Source organism: Maribacter sp. MAR_2009_72, from assembly GCF_007827235.1.
Taxonomy (GTDB): domain Bacteria; phylum Bacteroidota; class Bacteroidia; order Flavobacteriales; family Flavobacteriaceae; genus Maribacter; species Maribacter sedimenticola.
In genome coordinates, this window is sequence record NZ_VISB01000001.1 from 3,111,889 (window position 1) to 3,129,344 (window position 17,456).

General features: G+C 42.5%; 7 protein-coding genes. All 7 read left to right on the plus strand.

Translation table 11 applies throughout. From position 1 onward, the window contains the following. The first annotated feature begins 469 nt into the window (after window positions 1-469). The 7 genes from JM81_RS13110 (at window position 470) to JM81_RS13140 (ending at window position 17,347) form a co-directional block, all read left to right on the plus strand. Window positions 470-1,186: a hypothetical protein gene (locus tag JM81_RS13110; protein ID WP_144804070.1), complete on the plus strand. Its 717-nt coding sequence runs from the start codon at window positions 470-472 to the stop codon at window positions 1,184-1,186. A gap of 61 nt (window positions 1,187-1,247) precedes the next feature. After that, window positions 1,248-11,870: an Ig-like domain-containing protein gene (locus JM81_RS13115; RefSeq protein ID WP_144804072.1), complete on the plus strand. Its 10,623-nt coding sequence runs from the start codon at window positions 1,248-1,250 to the stop codon at window positions 11,868-11,870. A gap of 30 nt (window positions 11,871-11,900) precedes the next feature. Further along, window positions 11,901-12,839, plus strand: coding sequence for a type IX secretion system membrane protein PorP/SprF (locus tag JM81_RS13120; protein ID WP_144804074.1), 939 nt, complete (start codon window positions 11,901-11,903; stop codon window positions 12,837-12,839). A 12-nt stretch (window positions 12,840-12,851) separates the two neighbouring features. Beyond that, on the plus strand, window positions 12,852-14,807 hold the full coding sequence (locus JM81_RS13125) for an OmpA family protein (protein WP_144804076.1): 1,956 nt from the start codon (window positions 12,852-12,854) through the stop codon (window positions 14,805-14,807). A gap of 266 nt (window positions 14,808-15,073) precedes the next feature. Then, the gene (locus tag JM81_RS13130) at window positions 15,074-16,024 is read left to right on the plus strand and encodes a DUF4382 domain-containing protein (protein WP_144804078.1); all 951 of its coding nucleotides are present in this window, start codon (window positions 15,074-15,076) and stop codon (window positions 16,022-16,024) included. A gap of 143 nt (window positions 16,025-16,167) precedes the next feature. After that, complete coding sequence (locus JM81_RS13135) at window positions 16,168-16,320, plus strand: YqaE/Pmp3 family membrane protein (RefSeq protein ID WP_089258762.1); 153 nt, start codon at window positions 16,168-16,170, stop codon at window positions 16,318-16,320. A gap of 223 nt (window positions 16,321-16,543) precedes the next feature. Beyond that, complete coding sequence (locus JM81_RS13140) at window positions 16,544-17,347, plus strand: DUF6503 family protein (RefSeq protein ID WP_144804080.1); 804 nt, start codon at window positions 16,544-16,546, stop codon at window positions 17,345-17,347. Window positions 17,348-17,456 lie beyond the last annotated feature (109 nt).

A 17,456-nucleotide genomic window follows, 5' to 3' on the forward strand; every position in this document is an offset into this window, starting at 1 on the left:
TAGGTATAAAAAATATTAGTGTTGTTTTTATTAAATCATTATTTGTTTACTGGTAAATAATATTTATTTCATAAAATTTTCACCCTCAATATTTAATCAAAATATAAAATGAGATTAGGTTTGTCTAATTTTTTTATTTGTTCTGCTTTGTTGTATATATAACTAAAATTCAAATCATTACAAATTTTTTTGTAATAAGTAATAATCACATTTTACGAAAACGATGTAGTCATAAAGTAATGAAAGTATTGATTCAACTTGAAACAATAATTTTCTTATTGTAATTAGAAAATTTCACTAAAACAAACAACATTGTGTAGGGTTTTTACTACCTAATTTTACCATTTGACAACATTAATGTCATGGCGCAAGGACTTAAATATAATTTAGCATAAAGTTGAATTTTCTTACTTATAAATAAAGGTAATACGTAATCATCTTTGTGAAACTATAATCAAACTCTTGCATTATGAAAAGGCTTAAACTACTTTTTACCAATTCTTATTTTCTTACAATTTCTAAATCTATTCTATTTATCTTATTAATGAATAATGCCATTTATGGGCAGTCGGTAGGAATTAATACATTAACTCCTGACCCTGCTGCGGCTTTGGATATTCAATCTACTACTGGAGGTTTACTTATTCCAAGAATGACCACGGCACAGATTGATGCATTAGCAAGTCCACCGGATGGACTTATGATATATAATACAGATTTGCAAAACTCTGTTATGTTTGTTCAGGGTAGTGCTTTTGAACTTTATAATAGTACAGCTACAAATACAATGGCAATTTTGTCTGGTTTAGAACCAGCCCTATGGTTAAATGTTGATTTTTTAAATGCATCAGAGCTGTTAGGGCTTACAGTGCATCGATTTAGAATGGACCTTACCAATTCTAGACAAATTAGAGTTATAGCAAATGTAACAGGCCTAACTTTAGGAGCTGGTTCGGGCTTAACGTTAAGCTTAGAATATTCTACAGATGGTTCTACATGGGCACCATTAAACGCTTCAAATTTTGGACCAGGACTTTCAATTACTGTTAATGGATTATTAACCACACCTTGGGTGGATATTGATGCAGGTGCACAAGATGATGTACAACTAAGGTTGGTTGGTCAAGCCAATGGAGGAATTGTTACTCAAGTAGGTCTTGGACTTGTACAAGTTGAGGTTAAATAAAGCGCTTAGAAGAATTAAGTTTTAATCTATCATAGTATACTTATTAATTACTCCTTTGGTTATGAAAACATACAAGTTTCTACCTTTTTTATTATTTCTTCTATCCACTACAAGTTGGGCTCAGAGTGGTCTAAATATATCTGGTGCAACCTTATCCATTACAGATGGTGCCACTGTACGTGTAGAGAATGGAGATTTTAGCATGTCTAATGAAGGTCAGGTAGAGAATGGTTCGTTAATAAGTGTAGATGGTAACTGGTATAACAATAATACAACAGGCCAAGTATTTACAGCAAATTCAGAAGGTACTGTACAGATAAATGCAACAGGAACGGCAATAATAGGGGGGTCAGCATCAACGTTGTTTTACAACTTAATTTTAGAGGTTAATGAAGCAACATTAGAAGTAAACACTATTGTTGGTGGTAATGTTTCTGGTGCTAATTTAGGTGTTATAGACCTTAAAAATACTCGACTTAACTTAAATGCAAATACATTACAAATAACCAATGATCTAATTGGCGCATTAATTACAGAGCAAGGGTTTATCGTTGCTGAAGATGTTTTAAATAATAGTAAGGTAGTATGGCAAACATCACCTTTATCCTCTACACAAGAAAAATATACCATTCCATTTGCGACTACTGCGGGTGAGTTAATCCCTTTAAGTATAGAAAGAGCATCTGGAGATTTAGGAGTTATTACCGTATCTACCTATTCTGTAGGTTCAGATATGCTTCCCTTGCCTACCCAACCAGAGGCGGTTGTAACGATGTTAGATGAAGGTGGAGGAGATTTAAATAGCACTTCTGTTAATAGATTTTGGCAATTAGATAAGTCTGGAACAGGAGAAGCTAACCTTACATTAACTTATACTGATGACGAAGTACCATTAAATGGAGAAGCAAATTTATCTGCTTACAGATATGATACAAACGTTGATAGATGGCAGAAAAAAGGGGCTGCAGTTCTAGATGCAAGTGCTAATACCTTAAAGGTAGAAAGGGTAAGTGAATTTTCGCCATGGACACTTTCAGAAGGAGAATCACCTACCTTGGATTTAAATGAATATACCGCAGGTGTAGATTACGAGTTGGCCTTTAAACCTGGAACGGGTTCCATTGTTTCTATTACAAATAATCCTACAGCAGCTTCTGATGATGGAACGATATCTAGTGCAACTATTGAGTTTTTAGATTATGTGGATAATACAGAACTAATGTATATTACCAATGGAGGTGATTTTTATTATTTTACCACTGCAACTGCATCAAATGATTACACCTTTGCAGGGTCAACAATAAGAGTAACCCAAAATTTAAACAACTTTACAATTACAGAGGCATTTGGCGGAACCATTCCGATCCAAGATTTTTTAGATTTTTTAGCAACGGTAACTTATGGTAATCTTACCAATACACCTACAGATGGTCCAAGAAGGGCCATCTTTACAATAACAGATACAAGTTCAAGAACGGCCACGGCCACTTCTAAGATTAACGTTTATACTACAGCACCGGCAGCGGTGGATGATGCTAATACCATTGTAGCTAATAACACAGGTACGGTAACCGGAAATGTTTTGACAGGAGGTACACCAGATTCAGGAACAGGACTTACAGTTGCCGAAGTTGATGTTTATCCAGCACAAGTAGGCGTTCCTTATGAAACACTTTATGGTACGTTTACCATTAATATGGATGGTTCCTATAGCTATGATGTAGATGAAACTAACTCTGCGGTAACCGGATTGAAAAATGGGGAGAGTATTCAAGATATTGTCTCTTACACCCTTAAAGATGAAAATGACATTACTGATTATGGTATTCTTACTATTACTATTGATGGGGTAGATGAAGCACCTGTAGCATTAGATAATACAGATGAAATTAACGTGGTTTCAGAAGTAAATGTCTCAGGAAATATTATTTCAGATATAGGAGTAGACGGTGCGGATTTTATTGATAGGGGGTTATCTACTTTAGTTTGGGAAAATGAGTTTAGTGCTCCGGGTGGAGTATTTGCAAATGTTTCTGCACCAGTAGATGGTCAAAGTAGAATAATTTCGGGTGTAACGTTAGATTTTACATCTACAGACCCATCAAATATTGGAATAGCAAATGATAATCAAACAGTTTACCAAACAGCTACGAATGGTGGGCATACAGGATATTTAAGGTTCGCTATAGACGCATCGACTAACCCATCAGCCGATACAGAATTAATAATAGATTTTAACGAACCCGTTTTCAATTTAGGGTTTTTAATTACAGATATTGATTTTCCTCAAGGTTCGGCATGGCAAGATCAAATTAAAATAAAAGGGTACTTAGATGGTACTGAGTCCAATTTTAACTTTACAACTACAGGAGGTGTAGTAACTGCAGGGAATAATACTTATTATGGTATAGGTAGCGCTATACCCAGTGATGCAACGGGTAATGTTAACGTATTTTTTGAGGCACCAATAAATCAATTGGTTTTAAGTTACAATTACGGTCCAGATGCTACAGATGCTGACCAATTGGGCCAAATAGCAGGTGTATCAGATATTTACTGGCAAGGAGATAATCCAAACATTGTTATCTCAGAAATTGATGCTAATGCTGCTAATGTAGGAACACTATATACTGGTGTATATGGTTCTATTCTTGTAGAATCAGATGGTAGTTATACGTATACGCCAGATACTAATAATCCGTTAGTTGCTAATTTATTGGTTGGCAATACTTTAACGGAAACTTTTGAATATAGACTATCAGATGGCTCAAATTCTGATACTGCCAATCTTATTATCACCTTAAAAGGAACACAAGTTGATTCTGATGAAGACGGCGTCATTGATAGTGTTGATCTAGACGATGATAATGATGGTATTTTAGATACAGCTGAAAATGAAGGGGGGTTTGACCCAAATGCCGATGCTGACAGCGATGGAATAGCAAATTATAAAGATTCTGATTTTGGAATAGATGCCAATGGTGATGGTGTCGTAGATAGCTTCGATATTGACTCTGATGGTGTTTCTGATCATTTAGATACAGATTCAGATAACGATGGTTGTCTAGATGCAGTCGAAGCAGGTCATATAGATGATGATAATGATGGTGAGGTAGATGGCTCTGGCTATGATGCTAACGGTCAGGTTACAGGTGCATCAACGGCATATACCGGTACTACGAACGGGGTAACGACTGCTTCACAAACTAGTATTGATACAGCGCCAACGAACCAGGAAGAACGCGTGGGTGACGACGCTACCTTTACAGTAGCGGCTTCAGCCCTAGACGCCTCTTCGTATTCTTCGGGGACACCTACTTATGATGTGAATGCAGATGCAGGAATAACATATCAATGGCAAGTAAGTACAAATTCTGGCTCTACCTTTTCGAACATTTCGGGAGCAACTAATTCCAGTTTAACTATTTCAGATGTTACTCTTATCATGGATGGGAATATTTATAAAGTCCTGGTTAGTAGTGCTAACAACTCTTGTCCGGAAGAAGCTCAAGCTACTTTAACAGTAATAAATAGCGTAAACGCAATCGATGATGTAGCGGGGATTACCGCAGTAGAAGGATTTACAGGAGTTACAGATGTATTGAATGTATTTGATAATGATGAATTCAATGGCGCAGTATTGAATCCTGCAAGTGTAACGATAACACCGGTTACTAACGGGCCTTTAACAGTTAATGGAGATGGTTCTGTAGATGTCGCAAATAATACAGGTACGGGCTCTTATACGGTCAACTACCAAATATGTGACGCCACCAACCCTGCAAATTGCGATATCGCTACCGTAACGGTAAATGTTGGAGTGAATAGTCTACCAACTGCGCAAGATGATGAGGTTTCAATTTCTCAAGATACAAGTAATAACAGTATTGACGTATTGGCTAATAATGGGAATGGTCCTGACTCCTTTGGAGGTGACGGTCCTAATGCCGGAGCTATTACCCTCCCAAGTACTACGAGTACTAATGGGGGTACGGTCTCTATAGATAATAATAGTACGCCTTTAGATCCAACTGATGATACCGTATTGTATACGCCTGCAGCAGGTTATAGCGGTCCGGATTCTTTTACGTATACCATTACAGATGCAAATAACGATTCGTCTACAGCTACTGTGAACGTAACCGTGGTTCCAACTCCGACTATCGCCATTAATGTAGTTGCTGTAGATGATATTATAAATGCAACGGAAGATGATAGTCCGGTGACTATTTCGGGTACTACTACCAATGTCGAAGATGGGCAAATCGTAACCGTAATCTTGAACGGAACTACCTATTCTCCTTCGGTAACTTCAGGGGCATGGACATTTAATATCACGGCTACCGAAGCACAAGCTTTGGATCCTACTGAAACCATTACTGCAGATGTAGAGAATAGTTTAGGTACTTCAGCAGTTCAAGCCACTAGAGATATTCAGCATGTCACTACATTACCAGTACCAGTTCTAGAGATAGACGACATCACCGCGGACAATATCCTAAACGCAGCGGAAGCCGGAGCCGATGTAGCGGTAACGGGAACGGTAAGCGGAGACTTTACCACAGGAGACACGGTGACCTTAACGGTGGACGGAACGGACTATACGGGAACGGTAGACGCCCTTGGCGCCTATAGCATCGATGTACCTGGTAGCAAACTGGCCGCCGATGCGGACACCACGGTGGATGGAAGCGTAACGACAACGGATGCCGCCGGCAACGAAGGTACCGCCACGGACGCACAAACATATACTGTAGATACCACAGCTCCAGTACCAGTTCTAGAGATAGACGATATCACGGCGGACAATATCCTAAACGCAGTAGAAGCGGGAGCCGATGTAGCGGTAACGGGAACGGTAAGCGGAGACTTTACCACAGGAGACACGGTGACCTTGACAGTAGACGGAACGGACTATACCGGAACGGTAGACGCCCTTGGCGCCTATAGCATCGATGTACCTGGTAGCAAACTGGCCGCCGATGCCGATACCACGGTGGACGGAAGCGTAACGACAACGGATGCGGCTGGAAACGAAGGTACCGCCACGGACACACAAACATATACTGTGGATACGGTAAACCCGGTACCGGTCTTGGAGATAGACGACATTACCGCGGACAATATCCTAAACGCAGCGGAAGCGGGAGCCGATGTAGCGGTAACGGGAACGGTAAGCGGAGACTTTACCACAGGAGACACGGTGACCTTGACAGTGGACGGCACGGACTATACCGGAACCGTAGATGGAGCAGGAGACTTTAGTATCGATGTACCTGGTAGCAAACTGGCCGCCGATGCGGACACCACGGTGGATGGAAGCGTAACGACAACGGATGCCGCCGGCAACGAAGGTACCGCCACGGACACACAAACATATACTGTAGATACCACAGCTCCAGTACCAGTTCTAGAGATAGACGATATCACGGCGGACAATATCCTAAACGCAGTAGAAGCGGGAGCCGATGTAGCGGTAACGGGAACGGTAAGCGGAGACTTTACCACAGGAGACACGGTGACCTTGACAGTAGATGGCACGGACTATACCGGAACCGTAGATGGAGCAGGAGACTTTAGTATCGATGTACCTGGTAGCAAACTGGCCGCCGATGCCGATACCACGGTCGATGGAAGCGTAACGACAACGGATGCCGCTGGCAACGAAGGTACCGCCACGGACACACAAACATATACTGTAGATACCACAGCTCCAGTACCAGTTCTAGAGATAGACGACATCACGGCGGACAATATCCTAAACGCAGCGGAAGCCGGAGCCGATGTAGCGGTAACGGGAACGGTAAGCGGAGACTTCACCACAGGAGATACGGTGACCTTGACGGTAGATGGCACGGACTATACGGGAACGGTAGACGCCCTTGGCGCCTATAGCATCGATGTACCTGGTAGCAAACTGGCCGCCGATGCCGATACCACGGTGGACGGAAGCGTAACAACTACGGATGCCGCTGGAAACAGCACAACGGTAACGGACACACAAACATATACTGTAGATACCACAGCTCCAGTACCAGTTCTAGAGATAGACGACATTACCGCGGACAATATTTTGAACGCCGCGGAAGCGGGAGCCGATGTAGCGGTAACGGGAACGGTGAGCGGAGACTTCACCACCGGGGATACGGTGACCTTGACAGTAGATGGCACGGATTATACGGGAACGGTAGACGCCCTTGGCGCCTATAGTATCGATGTACCTGGTAGCAAACTGGCCGCCGATGCCGATACCACGGTGGACGGAAGCGTAACGACAACGGATGCGGCTGGAAACAGCGCAACGGTAACGGACACACAAGTATACGCTGTAGATACCACTGTCCCGGTACCGGTCTTGGAGATAGACGACATTACCGCGGACAATATTTTGAACGCCGCGGAAGCGGGAGCCGATGTAGCGGTAACGGGAACGGTGAGCGGAGACTTCACCACCGGGGATACGGTGACCTTGACGGTGGACGGAACGGACTATACGGGAACCGTAGATGGAGCAGGAGACTTTAGTATCGATGTCCCGGGCAGCAAACTGGCCGCCGATGCCGATACCACGGTCGATGGTAGCGTGACCACTACGGATGCCGCCGGCAACGAAGGTACCGCCACGGACACACAAACATATACTGTGGATACGGTAAACCCTGTTCCAGTTCTAGAGATAGACGACATCACGGCGGACAATATCCTAAATGCAGCGGAAGCGGGAGCGGACGTTGCCGTAACGGGAACGGTGAGCGGAGACTTCACCACAGGAGATACGGTGACCTTGAAGGTGGACGGAACGGACTATACCGGAACCGTAGATGGAGCAGGAGACTTTAGCATCGATGTCCCCGGAAGTAAGTTGGCCGCCGATGCCGATACCACGGTCGATGGAAGCGTAACGACAACGGATGCCGCCGGCAACGAAGGTACCGCCACGGACACACAAACATATACTGTGGATACCACAGCTCCAGTACCAGTTCTAGAGATAGACGATATCACCGCGGACAACATCTTGAACGCAGCGGAAGCGGGAGCCGATGTAGCGGTAACGGGAACGGTAAGCGGAGACTTTACCACAGGAGACACGGTGACCTTGACGGTGGACGGAACGGACTATACCGGAACGGTAGACGCCCTTGGCGCCTATAGCATCGATGTACCTGGCAGCAAACTGGCCGCCGATGCCGATACCACGGTCGATGGAAGCGTAACGACAACTGATGCCGCCGGCAACGAAGGTACCGCCACGGACACACAAACATATACTGTGGATACGGTAAACCCGGTACCAGTCTTGGAAATAGACGACATCACCGCGGACAACATCTTGAACGCAGCGGAAGCCGGAGCCGATGTAGCGGTAACGGGAACGGTAAGCGGAGACTTTACCACAGGAGACACGGTGACCTTGACAGTGGACGGCACGGACTATACCGGAACCGTAGATGGAGCAGGAGACTTTAGTATCGATGTACCTGGTAGCAAACTGGCCGCCGATGCGGACACCACGGTGGACGGAAGCGTAACGACAACGGATGCGGCTGGAAACGAAGGTACCGCCACGGACACACAAACATATACTGTGGATACGGTAAACCCTGTTCCAGTTCTAGAGATAGACGATATCACGGCGGACAATATTTTGAACGCCGCGGAAGCCGGAGCCGATGTAGCGGTAACGGGAACGGTGAGCGGAGACTTTACCACAGGAGATACGGTGACCTTGACGGTGGACGGAACGGACTATACCGGAACGGTAGACGCCCTTGGCGCCTATAGTATCGATGTACCTGGTAGCAAACTGGCCGCCGATGCCGATACCACGGTCGATGGAAGCGTAACGACAACGGATGCGGCTGGAAACAGCGCAACGGTAACGGACACACAAACATATACTGTGGATACGGTAAACCCGGTACCGGTCTTGGAGATAGACGACATTACCGCGGACAATATTTTGAACGCCGCGGAAGCCGGAGCCGATGTAGCGGTAACGGGAACGGTGAGCGGAGACTTCACCACCGGGGATACGGTGACCTTGACGGTGGACGGCACCAATTATACGGGAACCGTAGATGGAGCAGGAGACTTTAGTATCGATGTCCCGGGCAGCAAACTGGCCGCCGATGCCGATACCACGGTCGATGGTAGCGTAACGACAACGGATGCGGCTGGAAACGAAGGTACCGCCACGGACACACAAACATATACTGTGGATACGGTAAACCCTGTTCCAGTCTTGGAAATAGACGACATCACCGCGGACAACATCTTGAACGCAGCGGAAGCCGGAGCCGATGTAGCGGTAACGGGAACGGTGAGCGGAGACTTCACCACAGGAGATACGGTGACCTTGAAGGTGGACGGAACGGACTATACCGGAACCGTAGATGGAGCAGGAGACTTTAGCATCGATGTCCCCGGAAGTAAGTTGGCCGCCGATGCCGATACCACGGTCGATGGAAGCGTAACGACAACGGATGCCGCCGGCAACGAAGGTACCGCCACGGACACACAAACATATACTGTGGATACCACAGCTCCAGTACCAGTTCTAGAGATAGACGATATCACCGCGGACAACATCTTGAACGCAGCGGAAGCGGGAGCCGATGTAGCGGTAACGGGAACGGTAAGCGGAGACTTTACCACAGGAGACACGGTGACCTTGACGGTGGACGGAACGGACTATACCGGAACGGTAGACGCCCTTGGCGCCTATAGCATCGATGTACCTGGCAGCAAACTGGCCGCCGATGCCGATACCACGGTCGATGGAAGCGTAACGACAACTGATGCCGCCGGCAACGAAGGTACCGCCACGGACACACAAACATATACTGTGGATACGGTAAACCCGGTACCAGTCTTGGAAATAGACGACATCACCGCGGACAACATCTTGAACGCAGCGGAAGCCGGAGCCGATGTAGCGGTAACGGGAACGGTAAGCGGAGACTTTACCACAGGAGACACGGTGACCTTGACAGTGGACGGCACGGACTATACCGGAACCGTAGATGGAGCAGGAGACTTTAGTATCGATGTACCTGGTAGCAAACTGGCCGCCGATGCGGACACCACGGTGGACGGAAGCGTGACCACTACGGATGCCGCCGGCAACGAAGGTACGGCGACGGATACACAAACATATACTGTGGATACGGTAAACCCTGTTCCAGTTCTAGAGATAGACGACATCACCACTGACAATATATTGAACACCGCGGAAGCGGGAGCGGACGTTTCCGTAACGGGAACTGTCTCTGGAGATTTTAACGAAAATGATCCGGTAACCTTGACCGTCAATGGTACAGATTATATAGGAACGGTAGATGCTTCCGGAAACTTTAGCATTGGTCTTCCGGGTAGTGAATTAGCTACCGATGCAGATACTACGGTAGACGGAAGTGTTTCTACGACTGATACAGGTGGAAATACTGGAACATCCGTAGAAACAAAAACATATAGTGTTGATACTTCTGCGCCCGTAGTGGTATTGAACAACAATGATGTTACGGATGATAATAGTATCGATGCTACAGAAGCAGCTTCCGATGTTGCAATAACTGGAACGGTAACTGGTGATTTCAATGAGAATGATGTAGTGTCCTTGATTATCAACGGGAACACTTACACAGGTACTGTTGATTCCCTAGGTAACTTTAACATAGACGTGCCGGGTAGTGATTTGGTAGCGGATGATGACAATTCAATTGAAATAAGTCTGACAACCACCGATACAGCAGGTAACAGTATTACCGTAAATGAAACTAAGGCCTATAGCATTGATGTCGAAGATAATGATCCAGACAATGATGGACTAACCAACGGTGAGGAGGCAAGTTTGGGTACCGATCCAAATAACATTGATACCGATGGTGACGGTATTGGTGACGGTCAGGAAGTTATTGATGGTACCGATCCACTGAACGGTTGTGATTCTGTAGGCGGTACACCTTTAGCTGCAAGTGATTGTGATAGCGATGGACTTACCAATGATGAAGAAATACTATTGGGGACGGACCCAAATAATCCGGATACGGATGATGATATTCTTAACGATGGTTTGGAAGTTAGCATTGGCACCAACCCTAATGAGGCCGATTCTGACGGGGATGGTATACCTGATGGACAGGAAGTTGAGGAAGAAACCGATCCTTTGAACGATTGTGATTCAGTAGGCGGAACGCCGTTACCTACAAGTGACTGTGACGATGACGGACTTACCAATGATGAGGAAACAGCACTTGGTACCGATGCCAACAATGCAGATTCTGATGGTGATAGTATCAATGATGGACAAGAAGTTTTAGACGGAACCGATCCGCTAGATGGCTGTAGTTCTAAAGGAGGAACGCCTCCGGTAGATGCCGTATGTGATATCAGTATTGAAAGTGACCTTATAAATCCAAATACAAATGATGGAGCGTTCACTATAAATAATATTGAATCTTTCCCTAATAATACAGTGAAAATCTACAATAGATGGGGCGTATTGGTCTTTGAGAGCAAAGGCTATGACAATGTAGAAAATGTCTTCAGGGGCATATCTAACGGTAGGGTTACGGTGAAGAAGAACGAAGAGCTACCTGTAGGTGTCTATTATTATATCATTGAATATGCTAACAATGAAAGTTCAAGGACAATGAACGGTTACCTATATATCAACCGATAGGTAAAACATTATAAAATTTTAAAAATTACTATGAAAAGATTTTTCTTACTTACACTAGTAATGGTCGGTTCCATTTGGTGTTCCAATGCTCAGCAAGATGCCCAGTATACCCAATACATGTATAATACCGTGGCGGTAAATCCTGCATATGCGGGTAATAGGGGCGTGCTAAGTATTGCAGCGTTACATAGGTCGCAATGGGTGGGTATAGATGGTGCGCCAACCACCCAGACCTTGAATATCCACACCCCAATATCACAACGTGTGGGGCTTGGACTGTCCATTGTAAACGATGAAATAGGTAACGGTACCAATCAAGACACGTATTTTGATGCTGTATTTTCCTATACGGTACCTACTTCGGAATTTGGCAAATTGTCCTTTGGACTTAAGGCCGGAGGTCATTTATTAAATATTGATTTTAATCAATTAAGAAATTATGATCCTTCTAGCGCCGCAGTTGGTCAGAACAATATTGACAAGCGTTTTTCCCCAAATTTTGGGGCGGGTATTTATTACCATACCGAGGAGTTCTATGCAGGAATTTCGGTGCCTAACATTTTAGAAACGGAACATTTTGACTCATCAGGTTCCAGCGCATCCTTTATTGCACAAGAGCGTATGAACATATATTTTATTTCAGGATATATTTTTGAAATTAATCCAAACGTAAAGCTTAAGCCCGCAGTATTGTTTAAGGCGGTGGAAGGTGCACCATTACAAGCGGATCTTTCGGCTACGGTACTTCTAAACGATAAAGTTTCATTGGGTGCCGCCTATAGATGGGATGCCGCATTAAGCGGACTCGTAGGGTTTCAATTGAACGATAAAATAATGTTGGGACTTGCCTATGACCGGGAAGTAACGGAACTTGGCAATACCGCCTTTAATGATGGCTCGTTTGAAGTCTTTTTAAGGTTCGAATTCCTTACCCGATACAAAAACATTATAGCACCAAGATTCTTTTAAACTATTCTAGAAATGACCGAACGAACAAACTACATATATTTTCTTTTCCTCGCAATCGTATTGGTGGGTGCCACTACATATGCACAGGATAGAAAATTGAAAAGTGCACAAAACGAATTTAAGAATTATGCGTATGCAGAGGCTATAGAGGCATATGAACAATTGGTAGAAGATGGTTATGAAACCAAGGACATCTACAAGAACCTTGGTGATTCTTATTACCAAAAAGCAGATTATAATGCAGCTGCACACTGGTATGGTCAATTGTTTGCTCTAAATGATTCCACTATAGAAGCGGAATACGAATACCGTTATGCACATACCTTAAAATCTGTAGGTGATTATAAAGCTTCTAATGAATGGATGAAAACCTTTAGCGCAAACAATCCACAGGATTTAAGGGCCATCAAATTTTTGGAGGACACCCAATATTTGGAAAACATAAAGGCAAAAGCCAGTAGGTATGACATCAAAAACGTGGCGATCAATTCACCTGCATCAGATTTTGCACCATCGTTAAAAGGATCAGAGCTTGTATTCTCTACCGCTAGGGATTCTGGAAAAATTTCCAAGAATTTACATAAATGGAACAATAGGCCCTTTTCCAATCTTTATAGCGCCACGGTTCTGGAAGATGGCACATTTACCGATCCTATGCGTCTTTCAAAGAAGCTGAACAAAAAAACCCATGAAACCTCAACTGCTTTTACAAAGGATGGTAAAACGGTTTATTTTACGAGGAATAACTCAAAAAACGGAAATTTTGCAAGAGATGATAAAGGGCTTAGTAGGTTAAAAATTTATAAGGCAACCCTTCAAGATGGCGAATGGATGCATATTACCGAATTACCTTTTAATAGTGATAACTATTCCGTAGCGCACCCAACACTTAGTGCAGATGAACGTAAAATGTATTTTGCCTCAGATATGCCCGGTACTTATGGCAAGTCGGATATTTTTGTGGTGGAAATTAATGAGGATGGTAGTTTTGGGAATCCTAAAAATTTGGGTAATCAAGTAAATACGGAAAGTCGAGAAACCTTTCCGCATATAACTCAAGAGAATATTCTATATTTTGCCTCTGACGGTCACCCGGGATTGGGCGGTTTAGATGTTTTTGCAACACGCATAAACGATCATTTGGATCAGGGTTTTGTGGTAAATGTAGGGGAACCTGTAAATAGCGAACAGGATGATTTTTCATTTGTCATTGACGAAAATTCCAAAATAGGATTTTTTGCATCTAATCGTGAAGGCGGTGTAGGTAGTGATGATATTTATTCGTTCAAGGAAACCGAAGAAATTGTCCTGGAATGCCAGAAGGAAATCAAAGGTATCGTGTCGATAAAAGATATAGGTAAGGCATTACAAGGGGCCAAAATAACATTGTATGATGATAAGGACAACAAAGTGGCAGAATCAATTTCCGGTAAAAATGGAGGGTTTAATCTAGTTGGTCCTTGTGGAACAGGGACATACAGGGTGGAAGGTGCTAAATTAGATTTTGAAAAAGATGCTACGTCTTTTACATGGAATGGCACAAAGGTCGCACATGAAATTGCATTGCAACTTGCCCCTGTGGTCAAGACCCCTTCAATGGGCACTGACTTAACAACTTTTCTAGGCTTGTCTCCAATTTATTTTGATCTGGATAAATCTTTTATAAGGCAAGATGCCTTAACCACTCTTAATGAGGTCATAGCCTATATGAAACAATATCCGGAAATTAAAATTGAGGTTCGATCCCATACAGATGCTTCTGCAGGTACTGCGTATAATTTAAGATTAAGTGAACGAAGGGTAAAGGCAACTATGGCGTATTTGGAAGAAAATGGCATAGATAAGGCTAGGTTTAGTGGACATGGTTTTGGGGAAACGCAGTTGTTGAATGATTGTGTAACCAAAGATGTGTGTAATGATGCACAGCACCAGATCAACCGTCGTTCAGAGTTTATTGTTGTGGAATAAGTATAGTGGTTATTTTGATAAAAAAGACAGCTTTTAAGTTGTCTTTTTTTTATGGGCACTAATTTTTCACCAAAGATGTTGGAATATCTTGACACTAAATTTTAAAAATTGCTAAGCGTGTATTAGGTTTATATATAGTAGATTATAAATAGTATTGATGCGATGTAGTTTTTTTGGGATAAGACATAGTAAAAAATTAACATTTCTTTAGTTAGGGTTTTTTCGTGTTGGATTGTTTTACACCCAAACAATTAAAAATTAAAAGAATGAAAAATTATTTGAAAACAGTTACAGTTGTTTTTATTTCAACATTAATGGCCGTTTCTTGTAGTAATAATGATGACGGAGATGTAAATATGGATGCAGAATCCTATGATACCACTTTTAAGATTACCGATGCTCCAATTGATAATTCCAATGTAGAGGCTGTGTTCGTTACAGTATCCAACGTAAAGGTTGACGGAACTTCTTTGGAAGGTTTTAACAAAACTACCTTTGATTTATCTGCACTTGTCAATGGAGAAACGCTTACTCTAGGTAATTTGGAGTTAGAAGCAGGCTCCTATTCCAATATAGAACTTGAATTGGATTATGAAACCGATGCCGATGGTAACTCTCCAGGATGTTATGTTGAGTTGGTCAATGGTGAAAAAGACCAATTGGAAGCTACGGCCAGCAAAATCTCTATTACCGATTCTTTTGAGGTGTTGGCTACGACCACCAACGAAATCATTATAGATTTTGATTTAAGAAAGACCATTAAGGAAGAACAGGGTTCCGCTAATGGTAATTTTGAGTTTGTATCCATGCAGGAACTGTCTTCCGGTATAAGAACGGTCAATAATGATCAGGCAGGCAATATTTCCGGTTCTGCAAACGATGCGGAAAATACATCGGATAAAATCATTGTATATGCCTATGAAAACGGAACATTTAATGCTGATGTAGAGCGTAATGGTCAAGGGGAAAGCAATGTATTATTTGCCAATGCGGTTACAAGTTCTGAAGTAAGTGGTTTAAATAACGGTTATAACTTGAGCTTTTTGAAAGAAGGGGAATATGAACTTGTTTTTGCTTCCTACACTCAAGAAGGTGACGGTTTTGCATTCAATGCTTTACTGGAGGTCGAGTCCACTACAGGCCTTGACCTAGGTGCCATTAGTATAACTTCTGCACTGCAGATTAGCGCAAACGTAACGATTACGGGTACCAAATAATAGTATAACATTAAATAAATAAAAGCCCTGTCATTATGATCAGGGCTTTTTTATTGAATTTTGGTTCGAGTTACGATCTCAAGGTATAGAGTTAAATGGTTCAGTATTAAGAGCCTAATTTTGTATTAAATAAAAAATATACAATGTCATTATTAACAATTATCTTAAATATATTATTACCACCATTGGCCGTATTTATGAACCATGGTATAGGTACAACCCTTTTAATAAGTATTTTATTGACCTTACTTGCATGGTTGCCAGGTGTAATCCATGCCTTTATCGTAAATCAATAAAGTAAATCAAATATTTATCTTTCCTACTTGTGTGTATGGTAAAGATAATTAAGGTCGAATGGCTGTCAGCATTGCGTTGATGGTTTGTTCGACTTTTTATTTGTAATATGTTTAACTTTTACCTGTAGGTATTAATAATACCTTTATCAAATTCATATTTTTAGTACCATAATAAGTATGTATTTTAGGTGTTATTCCGTTGATGTATAAAATTATATAGCCAATGAATCATTATTATAAGACTGCGTTGATTGCCTTGTCCCTAATAGGCTTAAATTGTAAAGATCAACCCAAGGAAAAGGGCTCGGCAGCAGACGGCACTGTTGAAACGGTTAATGATAATAAGGGTGAAATAATTATAGAGGAGGCTATTAAGGCACATGGAGGCCCTTTATATGATAGTGCCAACTATCAATTTGTTTTTCGAGACAAACTCTATACATTCAACAATAAAAATGGGAATACCTATACGGTTCATTCTATTGATAGTGTTGGAAACCGTATTGCAGATTATTTAAAAAACGGCACGTTTAAAAGAACCGTTAACGAAAACCCTGTTACGTTGTCTTTAGAAGACAAGACCAAGTATAGCAATGCCTTAAACTCTGTTGTTTATTTTGCTACATTACCCCATAAGCTAAAGGACAATGCCGTAATAAAACAATATGTTGGTGAAGCCGTGGTAAAAGGGGAGGATTATGATGTGGTCAAGGTCACGTTTAAACAAGAAGGGGGTGGTGTGGACCATGATGATATCTTTATGTACTGGATCAACAAAAAATCGCATTACATAAACTATTTGGCATATAGTTATAGTGTAAATGAAGGAGGTGTTAGGTTTAGAAGTGCTTATAACCCAAGAACCGTAGACGGTATACGATTTCAGGATTATATAAATTGGGAGGCTCCAATAGGAACTTCATTAAGCGACCTCCCAGCATTATTTGAAAAAGGTCAACTAAAGGAATTGTCCAGAATTGAGACCGTGGATGTTCAGAATATGGACGCCAAGGATATAGAGGAATAATCTCGGCTAATTAATGCATCACTTATTGTTATTGTATCTTTGACTATGCTGTTTAACCTATGTGGTTACAGCTCATTTTCTAATGTGTTGACACCTAAAAGCAACCGCA

Excerpts from the sequence above, each read along its gene's own strand:
- JM81_RS13110 (WP_144804070.1), top strand. The coding sequence starts at position 470 with ATGAAAAGGCTTAAACTACTTTTTACCAATTCTTATTTTCTTACAATT.
- JM81_RS13115 (WP_144804072.1), top strand. The coding sequence starts at position 1,248 with ATGAAAACATACAAGTTTCTACCTTTTTTATTATTTCTTCTATCCACT.
- JM81_RS13120 (WP_144804074.1), top strand. The coding sequence starts at position 11,901 with ATGAAAAGATTTTTCTTACTTACACTAGTAATGGTCGGTTCCATTTGG.
- JM81_RS13125 (WP_144804076.1), top strand. The coding sequence starts at position 12,852 with ATGACCGAACGAACAAACTACATATATTTTCTTTTCCTCGCAATCGTA.
- JM81_RS13130 (WP_144804078.1), top strand. The coding sequence starts at position 15,074 with ATGAAAAATTATTTGAAAACAGTTACAGTTGTTTTTATTTCAACATTA.
- JM81_RS13135 (WP_089258762.1), top strand. The coding sequence starts at position 16,168 with ATGTCATTATTAACAATTATCTTAAATATATTATTACCACCATTGGCC.
- JM81_RS13140 (WP_144804080.1), top strand. The coding sequence starts at position 16,544 with ATGAATCATTATTATAAGACTGCGTTGATTGCCTTGTCCCTAATAGGC.